This window comes from Aidingimonas lacisalsi (assembly GCF_008079445.1).
GTDB lineage: Bacteria > Pseudomonadota > Gammaproteobacteria > Pseudomonadales > Halomonadaceae > Aidingimonas > Aidingimonas lacisalsi.
This window is the reverse complement of sequence record NZ_VRYH01000006.1, coordinates 206,436-224,435: the sequence shown is the minus strand read 5'-3', so window position 1 is coordinate 224,435 and position 18,000 is coordinate 206,436. Positions and strand designations below refer to the sequence as shown.

General features: G+C 57.9%; 14 protein-coding genes. 2 read left to right on the top strand and 12 right to left on the bottom strand.

All coding sequences use genetic code 11. The features are described from left to right. Positions 1-76 precede the first annotated feature (76 nt). Positions 77-679, top strand: coding sequence for a CBS domain-containing protein (locus tag FVV99_RS14200; protein ID WP_148254739.1), 603 nt, complete (start codon positions 77-79; stop codon positions 677-679). Between the two features lie 20 nt (positions 680-699). Here the strand turns inward: FVV99_RS14200 and ppc are convergent, their stop codons facing one another. From ppc to cysM, 5 genes are read right to left on the bottom strand one after another with little or no spacing between them, the layout of a single operon-like run. Beyond that, positions 700-3,348: a phosphoenolpyruvate carboxylase gene (ppc, locus tag FVV99_RS14195; protein WP_148254738.1), complete on the bottom strand. Its 2,649-nt coding sequence runs from the start codon at positions 3,346-3,348 to the stop codon at positions 700-702. Then, positions 3,345-4,223: a nucleoside triphosphate pyrophosphohydrolase gene (gene mazG, locus FVV99_RS14190; protein ID WP_148254737.1), complete on the bottom strand. Its 879-nt coding sequence runs from the start codon at positions 4,221-4,223 to the stop codon at positions 3,345-3,347. Before mazG ends, ppc begins: the two co-directional genes overlap by 4 nt. Positions 4,224-4,225: 2 nt before the next feature. Beyond that, a complete protein-coding gene (gene relA, locus FVV99_RS14185) occupies positions 4,226-6,517 on the bottom strand; it encodes a GTP diphosphokinase (protein WP_148254736.1) in 2,292 nt (763 codons plus the stop codon). A 20-nt stretch (positions 6,518-6,537) separates the two neighbouring features. After that, complete coding sequence (locus FVV99_RS14180) at positions 6,538-7,926, bottom strand: RsmD family RNA methyltransferase (protein WP_330860676.1); 1,389 nt, start codon at positions 7,924-7,926, stop codon at positions 6,538-6,540. 7 nt (positions 7,927-7,933) lie between these two features. Beyond that, positions 7,934-8,830, bottom strand: a complete 897-nt coding sequence (cysM, locus tag FVV99_RS14175) for a cysteine synthase CysM (protein WP_148254734.1) — start codon at positions 8,828-8,830, stop codon at positions 7,934-7,936. A gap of 125 nt (positions 8,831-8,955) precedes the next feature. Here cysM and FVV99_RS14170 point away from each other — a divergent pair, with 125 nt between their 5' ends. After that, complete coding sequence (locus FVV99_RS14170) at positions 8,956-11,802, top strand: response regulator (RefSeq protein ID WP_148254733.1); 2,847 nt, start codon at positions 8,956-8,958, stop codon at positions 11,800-11,802. Here FVV99_RS14170 and acpS read toward each other — a convergent pair. The 7 genes from acpS to lepA form a co-directional block, all read right to left on the bottom strand. Further along, on the bottom strand, positions 11,742-12,119 hold the full coding sequence (gene acpS / locus FVV99_RS14165; protein WP_148254732.1) for a holo-ACP synthase: 378 nt from the start codon (positions 12,117-12,119) through the stop codon (positions 11,742-11,744). The genes FVV99_RS14170 and acpS overlap by 61 nt on opposite strands. A gap of 5 nt (positions 12,120-12,124) precedes the next feature. Beyond that, positions 12,125-12,901 carry a pyridoxine 5'-phosphate synthase gene (gene pdxJ, locus FVV99_RS14160; protein WP_148254731.1) on the bottom strand — a complete coding sequence of 259 codons (777 nt, stop codon included), beginning with the start codon at positions 12,899-12,901 and terminating at the stop codon, positions 12,125-12,127. Positions 12,902-12,937: 36 nt separating this feature from the next. After that, positions 12,938-13,648, bottom strand: coding sequence for a DNA repair protein RecO (recO, locus tag FVV99_RS14155; protein ID WP_148254730.1), 711 nt, complete (start codon positions 13,646-13,648; stop codon positions 12,938-12,940). A gap of 15 nt (positions 13,649-13,663) precedes the next feature. Beyond that, positions 13,664-14,563, bottom strand: a complete 900-nt coding sequence (gene era / locus FVV99_RS14150; protein WP_148254729.1) for a GTPase Era — start codon at positions 14,561-14,563, stop codon at positions 13,664-13,666. Continuing rightward, positions 14,564-15,250, bottom strand: coding sequence for a ribonuclease III (gene rnc, locus FVV99_RS14145; protein WP_148254728.1), 687 nt, complete (start codon positions 15,248-15,250; stop codon positions 14,564-14,566). It lies immediately after the preceding gene. A 68-nt stretch (positions 15,251-15,318) separates the two neighbouring features. Then, positions 15,319-16,116, bottom strand: a complete 798-nt coding sequence (lepB, locus tag FVV99_RS14140; protein WP_148254727.1) for a signal peptidase I — start codon at positions 16,114-16,116, stop codon at positions 15,319-15,321. Between the two features lie 16 nt (positions 16,117-16,132). Further along, entirely contained in the window at positions 16,133-17,950 is a 1,818-nt protein-coding gene (gene lepA, locus FVV99_RS14135) for a translation elongation factor 4 (RefSeq protein WP_148254726.1), read from the bottom strand. Between the last annotated feature and the right edge of the window lie 50 nt (positions 17,951-18,000).

Genomic DNA, 18,000 nt, shown 5'->3' with positions numbered 1-18,000 from the left:
TGACTCATATCGGACACACAGCGGTCACAACACGCGGTCCGCCCACTGACATCGTTCACCTTATTGGAGGTACCCGATGAATGTCATGACACGCTCTCTACCCTCGCTGGAATCACTGCACGGCTCACTTTCCATCCGCCGCCCCGCGACGCGTACCAACCTCTCAGCCGATAGTCCCGCACGCAGCATCCTGACCGATTTCTCGCTGTCTCCGGCGCTGACGGTGCCGGCCAACACACCGACCCGCTATGCCCAGGAAATCATGAAAGCCAGTGGCGTTCGTCTCTTGCTGGTCGTCGACGGTGCCGGGGAGTGCAACGGTGTTGTCAATTCCCGGGACCTGATCGGTGGACGTCGTATCACTCAGGCCATGCAACGGTTCGACATTCCCCGTCACGAAGTCACGGTCGGGATGGTGCAGACATCCTGCAGCAATCTCCACGGCCTGTCCTTGAACCAGCTCGACGCCATGACGATCGGGGACCTGATCAGAGCGTTGCAGACCCATGGCGACCAACACCTGCTGATCATCGAACACGATACGGCCAAGGGACAGCGTCTGCGGGGGCTCGTCTCGGCCGCCGACATTGGACGTGCACTGGATATCGAACTCCCCCAGTTGCCGGAAGCCCGGACATTTGCCGAAATCTGCCAGGTCATTCTCGGCCGCGAACTGTAGGCTGCCAAACCGTCACCACGTCAGCCCGTGTTGCGCAGCCCGGCAGCGATCCCCGCCATGGTCACCATCAGTGCGCGAGACAACTCGTGACTGATGGCGCCATCGGCATCCCGGTTGCGCTGCAACAGTTCCGCCTGCAAACCATGTAATGGATCGATGTACGGGTTGCGTACTTCGATAGCCTGGCGAATCAGTGGTGTATTCTCGAGCAATTCCTGCTGATCGAGGATCTCCAGCAAGGCTGTCTGCAAACGCGTAAACCGGTTGCGCAATTCGCTCCCCAGTTCCAGCAAGGATGGCTCATCGACCAGACGACGCTCATAGTAAGCGGCGATATCCACATCCGCCTTGGCCGACAGCATTTCGAGCATGTCGAGATAGGTACCGAAGAACGGCCACTCGGCACGCATTTCCCGCAACCGCTCCAGGCCGCCTGCTTCTTCCAGCCGTGCGTTGAACGCTTCTCCGCTGCCCAACCAGGCCGGCAGCATCAAGCGCGTCTGGGTCCAGGCGAAAATCCAGGGAATCGCTCGCAACGTTTCGACGCCACCGTCCTGACGCCGTTTGGTCGGTCGTGAGCCGAGCGGCAAACGGCCCAAGGCACTCTCCGGTGTGACAGCACGAAAGTAGGGCACGAAATCCGAGTTCTCCCGTACGACACCGACATATCCCCGATGAGCGACCTCAGCGAGATGATCCATCTCTTCACGCCATTCTGGTTTGGGCGCCGGAGGTGGCAACAGAGTCGCTTCCAGCACGGCACACGCATAGATTTCCATCGACCGCAGTGCGATATCGGGCTGACCGAACTTGAAACGTATCATTTCGCCCTGCTCGGTCACCCGCAGACTGCCATTCACCGACCCCGGCGGCTGGGACAAAATGGCGGCATGAGCCGGCCCGCCACCGCGGCCTACCGTGCCGCCTCGGCCATGGAACAGCGTCAGACCGACGCCGTGGGCATGACAGATATCGACCAGTGTTTCCTGTGCCCGGTATTGGGCCCAGGCCGCTGCCAGTTGGCCGGCATCCTTGGCCGAGTCCGAATAGCCGATCATCACTTCCTGAGCATCGCCCACCAGCCGTCGGTAACCGGGTAGCGCCAGCAAGCGGTCAATGACATCGCCGGACCGGTTAAGATCGTCGAGTGTTTCGAACAACGGCGCAATCGGCAGACGCACGTCGCCACCGACCTCCTTCATCAGCAGCGCTACCGCCAGGACATCGGAAGGCTGTGCCGCCATCGAGATGACATAGGTTCCCAATGCTTCGCTCTGTTCACGTGCGATCACGCGGAAGGTGTCGAGCACCTCGCGGGTCTCGGTGGAACACTCCCAACGCCGCGGAATCAGTGGACGCGCCGACTCGAGCTCCTGCAACAGGAATTCCTGACGCTGTAATTCACTCCAGTCGCGATAATGGCCAATGCCGAGAAATTCGGTCAGTTCTTCGAATACCTGGCTATGGCGCGCCGCATCCTGCCGAATATCGAGACGCGTCAACGTAACGCCGAACACAGCGACACGGCGCAATGTATCGAGCAGGATGCCATTGGCGATAGTATCCAGCCCTACATCGCAGAGAGAGCGATAGCAGGTCAATAGAGGTGCATAGAGTTGGTCGCGATGCTCAATGATCGGGCCTCCTTCATAGGGTTGGCCATCCAGGCAGGCCTTGGCCCAGTCACGCGTGGCCTCGACACGAGCGGCCAGACGCTTGAGTAGCGCTCGATACGGTTCGGCTTCGTCGCCGACCTCGGCACGCAAGGCGCTGTTGGCTCGCCACATAGACAGTTCAGCCTTGAGTTGCTCGAGATCACGCAGATACAGATCGGCCGCCATCCAGCGACCGAGCAGCAAGACTTCACTGGTGACATCGGCCGTCACGTTCGGATTGCCGTCACGATCCCCCCCCATCCAGGATGCGAAGCGCAGTGGCGCAGCATCCAGGGGTAAACGTTCGCCGGCCGCATCGAGCAGCAGGTTGTCGAGATCACGGTGAAAATCCGGCACCGCCTGCCACAGCGAGTTCTCTATGACGGCGAACCCCCATTTGGCTTCATCCACCGGCGTCGGACGCTCGTGGCGAATCTCATCGGTATGCCATGCCTGACTGATCAACTCTTCCAGCCGACCATGAGCCCGGTTGGCTTTCTCCGGTGACTCCGCCGCTCCTTCGATCGCCGTCAGGCAATCATCGATGGCGTCGTATTTCTGGATCAGCGTCCGCCGGATGACTTCAGTGGGATGGGCCGTCAAGACAAGATCCACTCGCATCCCGGCCAGCGTCTCGACGAGCTTCCTTGATGCGTATCCTTTGTTCTTGGCCCTCTCCAGCAATTCACCCAGCGCCGGCTGCGATCCCGGCTTGTAATCCTCGACTCGACGGAAGCGGGCACGATAATGCTGCTCGGCGATGTTGGCCAGATTCAGGAACTGGTTGAAGGCCCGCGTAACGGGCAGCAAATCCCGGTCCTCCAGTCGGCGCAAATACTCGATCAGGGCTTGCCTTCCTTCGGGCTCCCCCTGACGTCCCTCTTTGGCATAGGCTCGAATGGCTTCAATCTTATCGACGAAGGCTTCGCCTTGATCGTCGGCAATGGTACGTCCCAGGCTATCGCCCAGCACGCGCACATTGTCCCGCAATGACTCGTGAAGATCGTGACTCACTTCGTCCCCTCCTCTTGAGTGACGTTGTCCTGCGTGCGAGGGATATCGGTGTTGGATGACTGTCGTTTGGCCGCTTGCCAGTGCCGTTCCATACGTTCCAGGCTGACCTCGCCAGGCTGTAGCCCCTCAGCCTGCAGGACGGATTCCAGATACCGAAACCGGTACTCGAATTTGGCATTGGTATCGCGCAGGCAACGTTCAGGATCGGCCTTGAGCGTTCGTGACAGATTGACGACAGCAAACAGCAGATCACCGACTTCCTCGCAAGCCTGATCATGATGTCCTGCCGCCATTGCCTCCTCGACCTCGGCCAACTCTTCGCGAATCTTGTCGAATACTCCCTGGCTATCCGGCCAATCGAAACCTACCGTCGCGGCCCGCTTGGACAGTTTTGCGGCTCGCGACAGCGCCGGCAGCGTTCGTGGCACATCATCCAGCACAGAAGTCGCTTCTCGTTGGGCGCGTTCTTCGGCCTTGAGAGATTCCCACCGATGTTTGACCCGAGAGGTGGTCACTTCTGCTGCCGGGGTGTCCATTCGGCGTGATGACAATATGCCATCGGGAAAGACATGCGGATGTCGTCGCACCATCTTGACGGTCACGTCATGCACGACGTCATGGAAGTCGAAGCGCGCCTCCTCGCTGGCGAACTGACTGTAATACACCACCTGGAACAGTAGATCACCCAACTCCCCCGGCAACTCATCGAAAGCGCGCCGTTCGATGGCATCGGCCACTTCGTAGGCTTCCTCGAGCGTATGCGGCACGATACTGTCCCAGTTCTGTTTCACGTCCCAGGGACAGCCTTGTTGCTCATCACGCAGTACCGACATCAGGGTCAGCAAATCGTCGAGTCGATAGCGATTTCCGCTCATGCCTACTGTCCTTTTCCAGTCTTGGTGGGCTTGCGAGACTTTTTGCCGCCTCCACCCGTACGTAGCCGTTTGACGTCGGTGACATTGGGCAGTTGCTGAATACGTGAAAACAGTCGCCCCAATGTCTCGAGCCCATCGACTTCCACGGTGATGGTCATGCAGGCAATGCCGTCGTCCTGGTTGGTCAGCGTATTGACCGACAATACATTGACCTTGTCATTGCTGAGTACATTGGTCACGTCGCGTAACAACCCGGAGCGGTCCCATGCCTCGACCTGGATATCGACCGGATATTGCGTTTGCGCTTTCTCTCCCCACTCGACATCCACGATCCGTTTAGGCTCATCGACACGTAACTGCAGCAGGTTGGGACAATCCTGACGATGAATGGTCACGCCGCGACCTTGCGTGATGAAACCAACGATGGCTTCCCCCGGAACGGGGTGACAACAGTTGGCCATGCTGGTCTTGAGGTTACCGACTCCCAGCACGGTGATACCATCGCTGGACTCCTTGCTGGGCATTCGTCTCGGCTTGGCCAGCAGTCGATCCAACTGTTCCTGATCATCCGTTTCACCAAACAGCTGTTGCGCCTGGTGCAATACTTGCCCCACCCGCAGGTCCCCCGCACCCAACGCCGCGTACATATCATTGGGCGTGGTGTAATTGACCTGGCGGGCCAGCGCATCAAGGTCCATATCCTCGATGTCGAGACGTTTCATCTCCTTGTCGAACAGGGCCTTGCCTTCCTCCAGATTCTGATCGCGTGCCTGTTGCTTGAACCAGGCCTGGATCTTGGCACGAGCCCGGGAGGTCTGGACGAAGCCCAATGACGGATTCAGCCAGTCACGGCTGGGTCCGCCCTTGGTGGCTGTCAGTATCTCGACCTGCTGCCCAGTGTCCAACCGGTAGGTAAGAGGCACGATACGCCCATTCACCTTGGCGCCACGGCAACGATGACCGATTTCCGTATGCACCCGGTACGCGAAATCGATAGGAGTCGCCTGCTTGGGCATATCGATGACATGCCCATCCGGGGTGAAGACATAGATACGATCAGGTGCGACATCACTGTTCAGCCCTTCGCTCAGGTTGCCGACATCGCCGACTTCCTCTTGCCATTCGAGGACCTGACGCAGCCAGGCGATTTTCTCTTCATAGCCTCGGCTCTTGGTACCGGTGTCGTGGCCTTTGTAACGCCAGTGTGCACAGACACCGAGCTCGGCTTCCTCATGCATGGCAAAGGTGCGTATCTGGATCTCCAGCACCTTGTTTTCCGGCCCCAGTACCGCCGTATGCAGCGATTGATAGCCATTCTTCTTGGGGTTGGCGATATAATCATCGAATTCGCGAGGCACGTGATGCCATTGCGAATGCACGATGCCTAACGCGGTGTAGCAATCGGCCACTTCGGGAACCAGAATACGCACGGCGCGAACATCATAGACTTGAGAAAAGTCGATCCCCTTGCGCTTCATCTTGCGCCAGATCGAATAGATGTGCTTAGCGCGTCCGTCGACGTCACAACGGGAGATGCCTTGTGCCACCAGCAGTCCCTTTAGCGTCTCCACCACATCATGGATATAGCGATCACGAGCCAACCGCTTCTCGGCCAGTTGATGTGCAATGGATTTGTACTCGGACTCATGCAGGTATCGAAATGAGAGATCCTCGAGCTCCCATTTCAAATGACCGATACCCAGACGATGGGCGAGTGGGGCATATATATCGAAAACCTCTCGCGCAACGCGCAGTCGCTTGTCACGGGTCGTATCCTTGACCTGCCGCAAGGCACAGGTTCGTTCGGCGATCTTGATCAAGGCCACGCGCACGTCGTCGATCATCGTGACCAGCATCTTGCGCAGGTTTTCCTGCTGATTGTGCTGTGACAGGCTTTCGCTAGGTGCCTGCTGCGGACTGATCGCAGCCATGTGCAAGACGCCCTCGATCAAGTCGGCCACTTCCGTGCCGAACTGCTTGGTGATCGTGGCAACGTCGGTCTGGCCTTCACGAACCGCCCGGTACAATACCGCAGCTTCCAATGTCTCCTGGTCCAGCTTGAGCTCGCCCAGGATATCGGCCATTTCCAGCCCCATGCGAAAACTCGAGCCTTCGTTCAACCATGCCTTGTGCGGTTGCTCTGCTTCGCGCGCCACCCGATCGGCCATCTCGCACGCTTGGCGCATCTGCGCGACATCGCGCAGGCAGACGTCCTCCTGCAATCGCTCCAGCCATTGCTCGATATCGACTGCCCCCGATTCGGTCAATGGCTGATCTTCGCGCACTTTCACCATTGCGGTGGTTCCCTCCTTCCTTATGGCCGAGCGTGAACCGTTTCGAACAACAATGCCGATTCCAGATGCGCGGTCTGGGAAAACATATCGGCGATGGCGCTTGCCGTGATGCGGTATCCACCTTGCACAAGGCATGCCGCATCGCGAGCCAACGTCGCCGGATCGCATGAGATGTACAGGATACGCTTGGGTTGGCGCTCGGCAAGAGCCTGACACAGTATGTCGGCTCCCCCGCGTGGCGGGTCCAGGATCACCAGATCCCAGCATGACGCTGCCAACAGCCTGTCGACATCCACGGTCTGCATCAGATCCCCTTGATGCGAAATGACATTATCCAGTGCATTGTGACGCGCATTGTCGGCTAGTCGCTCCACCATGGCCGCACTACCTTCCACCCCGGTCACGCTTGCCGCGTCCACGGCCATCGCCAAGCTGAAATTACCGACACCGGCAAACAGGTCGAGGACGTCTCCACCGGTGATGAACGGTCTCACCCAATGAATGACGGTATCGATCAAGCACTGGTTGACTTCCGCATTCACCTGCAGGAAATCACCGGGCTTAAAACCGATATGCAACTCCCGCGAGCCAGTGGCGAGGCGATAATACAACCGGGGCGTCACTCCTCCGGCCCACTGGAGTATGGGCTCCTGACGGCCGGCTAACCAGCCCAGGTGCACGTCGTTAGACGATGCCCATGTGCGCCAGCGACGTTCATCTTCAGGGTGTGGTCGTAACTGGCGGACGATGACGCAGCCCCCGGCCTCGCTATCCAGCAACTCGACATGGCCAACAAGATGGGGCGCTTCCAGGGATGACAGTACCGCCGACAAGGGCGTCAAGAGAGACGACAACGATGGCACCAGAATGGCGCAATGCGCGATGTCGACCAAATGTCGGCTTCCGGCAGCACGAAAACCACAGTGAACCTGTCCTGTCGCATCGACCTTGACCCCTAAACGGGCCCGTCGCCGGTAACCGAACCCCTCGGTCGCCACCATTATCGGGTCATCGTCCAGCACGATCCGATGACGTGCCAGTTGCTCACACAGCACGGAACGCTTGTGCTCCCGCTGAGCGCTCAGAACCATGTGCTGCAGATCACAACCGCCACAACGCCCGAAATACTCGCATTCCGGCGTCTGACGATCCGTCGAGGCGCGCATGATCTCGCGTACATGTGCCTCATCATAGCGTCGACGGGCGTGGTGCACCGCGATGGATACGCGTTCGCCTGGCAACGCCCGCTCGACGAACATCGTCTTGCCACTCCGGGAGCGCGCCACACCACGACCATCGTGAGCCAGCCGTAACACCTCCACTCCCGGTTCATCCGCGTCACTGCGCTGCTCCTGCCGCGTCGTCCGTGACCTGTCCGGATTACGCGCGGGACGCCTTTTGCCTAACATGGCCATATCAGTGATCCGGGGCGTACAGCCCGGTTGACAGATAACGATCGCCGCGATCACAAACGATGAAGACGATCACGGCATTTTCAGTTTCTTCGGCGATACGCAGTGCACCCGCCAGCGCACCGCCCGACGAGACCCCTGCCAGGATACCTTCCTCACGTGCTAGGCGTCGCATGTGCGTTTCGGCCTCGGCCTGTCCGATATCCACGACCCGATCGACACGCGACGCATCGAAGATGGATGGGAGGTACGCCTCGGGCCACCGTCGTATACCGGCGATGGTGGCACCATCCTCGGGTTGTAGACCGATGATCTGGATCGAGTCGCGCTGTTCCTTGAGATACTGAGACACCCCCATGATGGTCCCCGTCGTGCCCATGGAACTCACGAAGTGAGTAATGTCACCATTGGTCTGCCGCCAGACCTCAGGCCCCGTGGTCCGATAATGCGACAAGGGGTTATCGGAATTGGCGAACTGATCGAGCGGTTTACCCTCGCCCCTGAGTATCATCTCCTGGGCTAGATCACGCGCCCCTTCCATACCGGATTCCTTGGTCACCGTGACCAGTTCGGCACCATAAGCCGCCATGGCTTGCTTGCGTTCGCTGGAGGCACTCTCCGGCATGACTAGGACCATGCGATATCCCTTGATCGCCGCGGCCATGGCAAGTGCAATCCCGGTATTCCCGGATGTCGCCTCGATCAAGGTGTCGCCGTTTTGGATGTCACCGCGCGCCTCGGCTTCGGCTAGCATCGACAGTGCAGGTCGGTCTTTGACCGACCCTGCGGGGTTATTGCCTTCCAGTTTGGCCAGCAGCGTATTGTTGCGACCCGCTGTAATGCGCTTTAGTCGCACTAACGGCGTATTGCCGACCGCATCCTCGAGGGTGGGAAAAGCCATACAAGCATCCTTATGGTATCGTCTGACGGAATTATATCGCTGTGGAAGATGAGACAACAGCGATAGCGCTGCCGCGACCTGGTGGCATACTACGCGTTTTCATTGCCGGTATCGGATGGCGAAGCATGTCGTTGAAGTCCCGTTTGATCGCTTTATTACTGGGTTTGCCGCTTGCCGCGGCAATACTGGTAGCCGCCCTGGCCATATTCAATGACATTCAGCAACGTCGAAGCGCTCTGAGTGAATCCCTGATCAGCAATGCCGACATACTGGCACCATCATTGAGTGCCATCCTGGCGCGCCATGACAGTGACGACCTCGCTCCAACCGAGGCGTTGCAGACGGAACTGCGGCCATTGGCCAAACGGCTCTTGAACATCGACGACGTGCAGTCAGTCTCTCTCAGAACCGGTGATGGAGAGACACTGCTGCAGCTCGGACAACATCCCGCTCGGCCAGCCGCATCGGTTCCCGAATCGACACGCCTCGAGACCGATGGACCGCCATGGCGACTGGACATGCCATTGGCGACACAAGACGACGCCCCACCGGTCTGGCTCGAAATGGAGGCCGATACCGTCGCCCTGGCTCTGGGGACTTACCATTTTCTGAGCTTGATGGGGCTGGTCTTTCTCATCACGGCCGTCCCCATCGCCATTTTCGTCTATCTCTTCAGTCGACGAATCTCCCGCTTCATAACCTCGTTACATCAGGCACTCGCCAGACTCTATACGGATGAACCCTTTACGCCACTCGACGCCAGCGGACCTGCTGAATTGGCGGAGCTATCGACCAAGATCAATGCCTTGGCCCGACGGCAGCAAGACGCCAAGGAAGACACACAGCGCCACATAGAGCAAACCACCCAAGAGTTGCAGGAGTCGATGGAAACCATCGAGATCCAGAATATCGAACTCGATATGGCTCATCGGCGGGCGCTCGATGCCAATCAGATAAAATCCGAATTCCTGGCCAACATCAGCCATGAGATTCGCACTCCCCTCAATGGCATCATCGGCTTTTGCCAACTCCTCGACCGTTCCCGACTGGAAGCCAGACAGCGCGATTGGCTAGGGCATGTGCAGAATGCCTCGGAAAGCCTGTTGTCGCTAATCAACGATATCCTGGACTTTTCCAAGCTGGAAGCCGGCAAGTTGGAACTGGAGTCGGTCACCCTCGACATGGTCACGCTGGTCGATGACGTTCTCGGCCTTCAGGCGCCCCAGGCACACGAAAAAGACCTGCACCTGCTCGGTCTGGTCTATGATGACGTCCCCGCCCAACTTCAGGGGGATCCGTTACGCATCAAGCAAGTCCTGACGAACCTGGTTCACAACGCCATCAAGTTCACCCAGCAGGGCGATATCATCGTCCGGGTAATGCTGGAAGACATTCAAGAGCGGAGCTCGATGACCGAAAAGGAAGGCGATGAGACGACATGGCGCGTCGTTCTGAAAGTCACTGTCAGTGACACGGGGATCGGGCTGTCGCCCGACTACCACCAGCGCCTGTTCAAAGCCTTCAGCCAAGCCAGTATCAGCGATACACGCCAGTATGGCGGCACCGGTTTGGGTTTGAAGATCTGTCGCCAGTTGCTTGAGCAGATGGGGGGCGATATCGATGTCGACAGCCAACCTGGCAAAGGCTCTACCTTCAGTTTCACCCTGCCGTTGCAAGCCACGAGCCTCGACGAGCGAGCGCCGGAAATGGTGCTGGATGACGCGCTGATCGTCCTGCAGGAGTCCCATCCGCCCACACGCAGAGCCTTGACCCATCTGTTGAGCCATTGGGGAGCCAGAGTGACTTCCCCGGCAGCACTGCAGCATGACGACTCTCCTGCACTATGCATCATGAACCTGCATGACCGGCAACATGAGAATCGGTCACTCGGCACGCAGGAAAGTGATATCCCGCAATGCGCGACATGTCCGACCTTGATACTCCTCAATGCCAGCCCGGTCGATACGCGAGATGCCTCCCTGGCCGACGCCAGCGACGTATTGACCAAGCCCTTGTCACGCCGAACGCTCGCCGACAGCATCCAGCGCTTGTTAACGGCTGGCCCCCAACAGGCGCATGATACAACGACCACAGACGCCAGCCCGTTGAGCGATGCCCGTCGGACACGAGTCCTGATCGTCGACGATAGCGCGTCCAACCGTTTACTGATTCATGAGACGCTTAAAGGACTGGGGATCGAGACCCTGCTTGCCACCAGCGGCGAAGAAGCGATTGCCCTGGCACAAGAACAGGACGCCGACCTGGTCCTGATGGACATACGCATGGAGGGCATGGATGGGGTCGAAACGCTGCGGAGCCTGCGCCGTCTCACCGGGCGTTGGCGTCACTGTCCTGTCATCGCCGTCACTGCGCATGCCTTGGAGGACGAACGCCGTCGCCTCTTGAACGTCGGGATGCACGATGTGCTGATCAAGCCAATCCAGATCGATGACCTGATGCGAATGCTCAATGATTATCTCGGTCTGGACAAGGACAGTGAGCCGGCGAGCCAGCCCCAGCCCGTTCCGGACCGCACCGTCACCGCCACCAGCAACGATCTCGCCATCGTCGACCATGAGATGGGCATTCGCCTGGCGGGCGGTAACGCGAGCCTGGCTGTCACGATGCTCGACCAACTGGTTGCGGAACTCGACGAAAGCGAACCGGCATTGGCATACGCCCGTGAGCACGGTGACCGGGACACCCTGCTCGACATCGTGCACCAATTGAATGGCGCCTGCCGCTACTGCGGTGTCCCACGCCTGGCGCTACTGGCGGAAACTCTGGAAACGCGGTTACGCGTGAATGGGTCGGCAGACATCGATGACCTTCTTGATGCATTGTTTCGTGCCATGGCAGAACTTCGCAGTTGGCAAACCAGTCATCGCACGAGCCTACCTGACGCTGGGGATCAGGATTCCAGCACCACGACGGCCGATGCCAGGTCCTTCTCATCGGACAATGACACATGAATGCACCGCACCTGAGCGGCATCGGCAAGTGCCCGTGCTCGCCCATCCAACAGCATGACAGGACGTCCCAGGGAATCGTTCACGACTTGGATATCCGTCCACCGCATGCCGTGCCGCAACCCTAACCCCAATGCCTTGACGAACGCCTCCTTGGCGGCGAATCGCTTGGCCAGGTAGGCACCGGGTTGGCGGTGCCCACTCAGACGGATACGTTCGCGCTCGCCCAGCAGCCGTTCCACTGCGCGTTCTCCGTGACGTGCCAATACCGCCTCGCAGCGCGAGACATGCACGATGTCATTACCAATCCCGATAATCATCGTCTTCAGTCGTGGTCATGATCGTGCGATGCCATGGCCGCCACCAGGCCGGCTTCCTGACCCGCTATCGCCAGGCGCCTCATTTCGGTCACGGCCTCCTTCATGCCGACGAACAGGGCCCTCGCAATGATGGCGTGCCCAATATTCAGTTCATGAATACCGGGAAGGGCCGCAATCGCTTCGACATTATGGTAATTCAGGCCATGTCCCGCATTGACGGTCAGTCCCAGATCGAACGCCAATTCGGCCGCCCTCACCAGACGCTCATACTCGGCCCGGGTCGAATCACCGCCATCGGCGTAAGCACCAGTGTGTAATTCAACAACGGACGCCCCCACTCGATGCGCACCCCGGATCTGCTCTACATCAGGATCGATGAATAACGATACCGTACATCCTGCATCGCTCAAGCGCTGGCACACGGCTTCGAGAGCGTGTTGCTGGCCGACGACATCGAGCCCGCCCTCGGTCGTCAGTTCCTCACGCTTTTCAGGGACGAGACATACGTTGGCCGGTTGCAACGCCTCAGCCAACGTCACCATGTCATCCACGACAGCCATTTCCAGGTTCATGCGTGTATTGAGTGTCTCGGCCAGCAGCCTGACATCACGCTCCTGGATGTGGCGACGGTCCTCACGCAAATGCACCGTAATGCCATCGGCGCCGGCTTCCTCGGCCATCATCGCGGCTTGAACGGGATCCGGGTAACGCGTACCGCGCGCCTGACGTAACGTCGCAACATGGTCGATATTGACGCCCAGGAGGATTCTCGGCGGGTGCATGGCAGTCTCCATCAAGGATTGCATTCAAATGACCTGTCAGGACGTCGAGCCGTGACGTCGCCTGGCAAGTTTCACCATCAACTCTCGGGAGCGCAACGGCTTGTTCCCCAACAGGGACGCCAGGGCCGTGCGCGTCACGCGTTTGGCCGATGAGGCCAGTCCCGGAGTCGCCCAGTCACTGTTGGCAAGCAAGCGGAGAGTCCGGCCGTCCAACCCGGCGCTCTGATCGGATGCCGGTACGAAACAGCGCTTGTCCGGACAATAATCATAGCGGGCATGCGCGTCGAGCGACTGGCCGTCAACGTCGATGAACAATGGGTCGGCATCCAGCGCTTCCAACAAGGCCAATTCCAGACGCCGTAATGCCGGCTCTCTGCCTTCAGGACGTGGCAGACCTTCCAGCATCGAAGCGTAAAACGCGAAGACTTCCTTGACGGGAAACTCCAGCGGTAGCAAACGGGACAATAATTCATTGGCATAGAAACCGCACAGTAGCGCTTCCCCTGTCAACATGGCGGCCCCGCCGCGACTCTCCATCATGCGCAGGCGCTTTAGATCGCCCTCACCGGTCCAGGTGACATGCAAAGGGGCATACGGTTGTAGCCGCGCGCGTCCTCGACTGCCTGGCCGCTGCACACCCTGTGCCACCGCCCGAATGCGGCCGTGATCCATCGTCAGCAACTCGACAAGAGCGCTGGTCTCACGATAGGGGTGTTTATGCAGCAAGTAAGCCGGCTGAGGTTGCATGGCACGAATCAGCGATCAATCCACATCATAGCCAAGACTCTTGAGCGCCCGGCTGTCGTCGGACCAACCCCGCTTGACTTTTACCCACAGGTTAAGCATCACCTTGGCGCCAAATGCGCGCTCCATTTCCAGGCGAGCTTCCCGTCCGATATGCTTGATCCGTTCGCCATTCTCTCCAATCAGGATCTTCTTCTGGCCCTGACGCTCGACGAGCACCAATGCATCGATATGGATGATGCGACCTTCATCGCGGAACGCTTCGATCTCCACGGTCATCTGATAAGGGAGTTCGTCTCCCAGTTGGCGAGTGATCTTTTCTCGCACCAGTTCAGCAGCCAGGAAACGCTCTGTGCGATCGGTGACCTGATCCTCGGGATAGTAATGGATACTCTCGGGCAGATACTTGGCAACTTCCGCTTCAAGCTCGCTGATATTGGTCCCATGCTTGGCGGATAAGGGCACAATCGCGGCAAAATCTCGCTTGCTGGCAAGCTGCTCCAACCAGGGCAACAACGTGGCCTTGTCCTGTACACGGTCGACCTTATTGACGGCCAGGATGACAGGCGCCTGGACATGGGCCAGTTTGTCGAGAACGATCTGGTCTTCTTCGACCCAACGTGTTCTATCGATGATGAAGACGACGCAATCGATATCCCGCAAGGCGTGAGTGGCCGACTGATTCATCGCGCGGTTGATCGCCTTGTTGCGATCCTTGCCCATGATATGAATCCCGGGCGTATCGACGTAGATCGACTGGGAATCTCCCAGGGTCTTGATACCCAATACCTGATGACGAGTCGTCTGGGGTCGCCGCGAAGTGATCGATATCTTCTGGCCAAGGACATGATTCATCAATGTCGATTTACCGACATTGGGACGCCCGACAATGGCAACGAAGCCACAGGTTTGTACCATTTAGGCTTCCCTCCGGGGATCGAGTTGCTGCAACGCTTTCTCAGCAGCCTGCTGTTCGGCATGCCGACGACTCGACCCAATACCCAAGGTGTATTGCTCCAACACTTCGACATGACATTCGATCGTGAAGGTCTGTGCATGCGCCTCACCTTCGACCGACACGACCTCGTACCGTGGCAGAGCGGCTTGCCGGGACTGCAGGAATTCTTGCAATCGCGTTTTGGGGTCCTTCTGGGTGTCCTGCAAATCGATGGCTTCCAGACGCGTACCGTACCAGGACAGGACCCTAGTCTTGACGACATCCATGCCAGCATCCAGGTAAATGGCACCAATGACCGCTTCCATGGCATCGGCCAGGATGGAATCACGGCGATGACCACCACTTTTCATTTCACCGGATCCGAGATTCAGACAATCACCAACGTCGAACTCTCGGGCCAGTTCCGCCAGCGTCTGACCTTTGACCAGACGGGCCCGCAAGCGGGATAACTGCCCCTCTCGTGCATCCGGAAAGCGGCGATAGAGCGCTTCGGCAATCACGAAATTGACGATCGAGTCACCAAGGAACTCGAGGCGTTCATTATTTCGGCCACCATAGCTACGATGGGTCATGGCTAATTCCAACAACGCAAAGTCACTGAAGGAATGGCCAATACGCCGACTGAATGTTTTCAGGGGGTTACTCACGAAACGTATGCTCTATTATCCGGATGTTACGATTGCGTATGACGTCGCCAGTACATTAATGGTGCGATTCAATGCAGCAGGCGGATATCGGTAAAGCTGGGCAACCCTCCATCCCAGTGCATCCATACGGCAAATGCCTTGCCGACGATATTTTCTTCGGGAACGAATCCCCAGTAGCGGCTATCGTTGGAATGGTCACGGTTATCACCCATGGTGAAATAATGCCCTTTCGGCACTTCCAGTTCACGCAATTGGGGACCAGGATCGTCCGGATCATTATAGATAAAGTGCTCTCGGCCATCTAAGTTCTCCAAGAGCATCCGTTCATTGGGTGACTGTTCCGGGTTGTCCTCGACGAGCGTATGGGATACCTGCTCACCGTTGACATAGAGTTGCTTGTCTTCATAACGAATCCTGTCACCAGGAAGCCCGACAACACGCTTGATGAAATTGACCGATGGGTCTTGGGGAAAACGGAACACCATGATGTCCCCCCGCTCAGGCTCATCGACCTCGACGAACTTCGTGTTGACTACGGGTAGCCGCAATCCATAGGCGAACTTGTTGACCAGGATGAAATCCCCAACCTCCAACGTTGGTCGCATCGATCCCGAAGGTATCTGAAAGGGTTCGACCAGAAAGCTTCGCAGCAGCAGGACGACCAGCAGAACCGGGAAGAAAGAGCGCGCATAATCGACGAGCCAAGGGTCCTTGGCCAATTTGTTGCGTGTTTTCTCGTCCAGTGTGCCCTCGGATTCGGCGGACGCTAAGCGTGCCTTGCGCCCCCGTTTCCACCAGAGAGAGTCGAAGAGCCAAATCAGCCCCGAGACGGCGACGGCCACCACCAGCAGCAGCGAAAAATCCATGTGATATCTCTCGTTCCTAGTCGTTCACCTTGAGCGCAGCAAGGAAGGCATCCTGGGGAATTTCCACCTTACCCACTTGTTTCATCCGTTTCTTACCGGCTTTTTGTTTCTCGAGCAGCTTTTTCTTGCGGGTCACATCGCCGCCATAGCACTTGGCCGTCACGTTCTTACGCAAGGCCTTGACAGTGGAGCGCGCCACGACCTGGCTACCGATCGTCGCCTGAATGGCCACGTCGAACATTTGTCGGGGGATCAATTCCTTCATTTTGTCGACGAGCGCGCGACCACGGCTATGAGCCTGATCGCGATGCACGATCGCCGCCAGTGCATCGACTTTATCACCATTGATCAATACATCCAGCCTCACGAGATGGGCCGCTTCGAAACGTTCGAAGTTATAATCCAGCGACGCATACCCTTTCGACAAGGACTTGAGGCGGTCGAAGAAATCCATGACCACTTCGCTCATCGGTAACTCATAAGTAAGCTGGATCTGGTTACCGAGGAACTGCATATCGAGTTGAGAGCCACGCCGCTGTTCACACTCAGCAATGACATTACCCACGAATTCCTGCGGCACCAGGATGCTGGCTCGCACCACTGGCTCACTAATGGATTCAACGCTGGCCAGGTCGGGCAGCTTGGAAGGATTGGACACATACGTGATGTCGCCATCATGCATCAACAGTTCATAGATGACTGTTGGTGCCGTCGTCAGCAACTCAAGGTCATACTCACGTTCGAGACGCTCTTGAACGATCTCCATATGCAGCGTGCCGAGAAAGCCAACTCGAAACCCGAATCCCAATGCATCGGAATTCTCGGGTTCGTAATCCAGAGAGGCATCATTGAGCGCCAGCTTCTCCAAGGCATCGCGGAAGTCTTCATAGTCATCGGAGCTAACCGGGAACATACCGGCATAGACTTGCGGTTTGACTTTCTGGAAGCCCGGTAGCCGAGGAATATCGGGGGTTTTTGCATGGGTTATCGTATCGCCGACCGGTGCACCATGGATATCCTTGATCCCCGCGACGACATACCCTACCTCCCCTGCACGCAGGATGTTGGTCTCTCGGCGCAGCGGAGTGAAGATACCCACTCCATTGGCTTGCCAGTCCCGACCCGTCGACTTGATACGCAGTTTTTCCCCTTTCTTGAGCGTACCGTCGAATAGCCTGACAAGTGATACCACCCCCAGGTAATTATCGAACCAGGAGTCGACGATCAACGCCTGCAAGGGGGCGTCCGGATCACCTTTGGGAGGCGGTATGTCCCGGACAAGACGCTCCAGTAACGCATCCATACCCAAGCCGCTCTTGGCCGATACCCGACAGGCATCGGTGGCATCGAGCCCGATCACTTCCTCGATTTCCTGAGCGACGCGATCAGGATCAGCCTGAGGGAGATCCATCTTATTGAGAACGGGCAGCACTTCCAGCCCCTGCTCGACGGCGGTATAGCAGTTGGCTACCGACTGCGCCTCGACGCCTTGCCCAGCATCAACGACCAGCAAGGCACCTTCACAAGCATACAGGGAGCGTGACACCTCATACGAAAAGTCGACGTGCCCGGGCGTATCGATGAAGTTGAGTTGATAGGTCTGACCATCATCCGCCTGGTAATCCAGCGTTACCGACTGGGCCTTGATGGTAATGCCTCGCTCACGCTCGAGATCCATCGAGTCCAGCACTTGCTCCTTGAGCTCACGATCACTCAAACCGCCGCAGATCTGAATGATCCGGTCGGACAAGGTCGACTTGCCGTGGTCGATATGCGCAATGATGGAGAAGTTTCGTATATGGCTGATTTCTTTACGGTTATCGGTGCTGCTCATGCAATATGATCCGGTTTACGTACACGCTTCTGCACAGATGATGCGGTGTG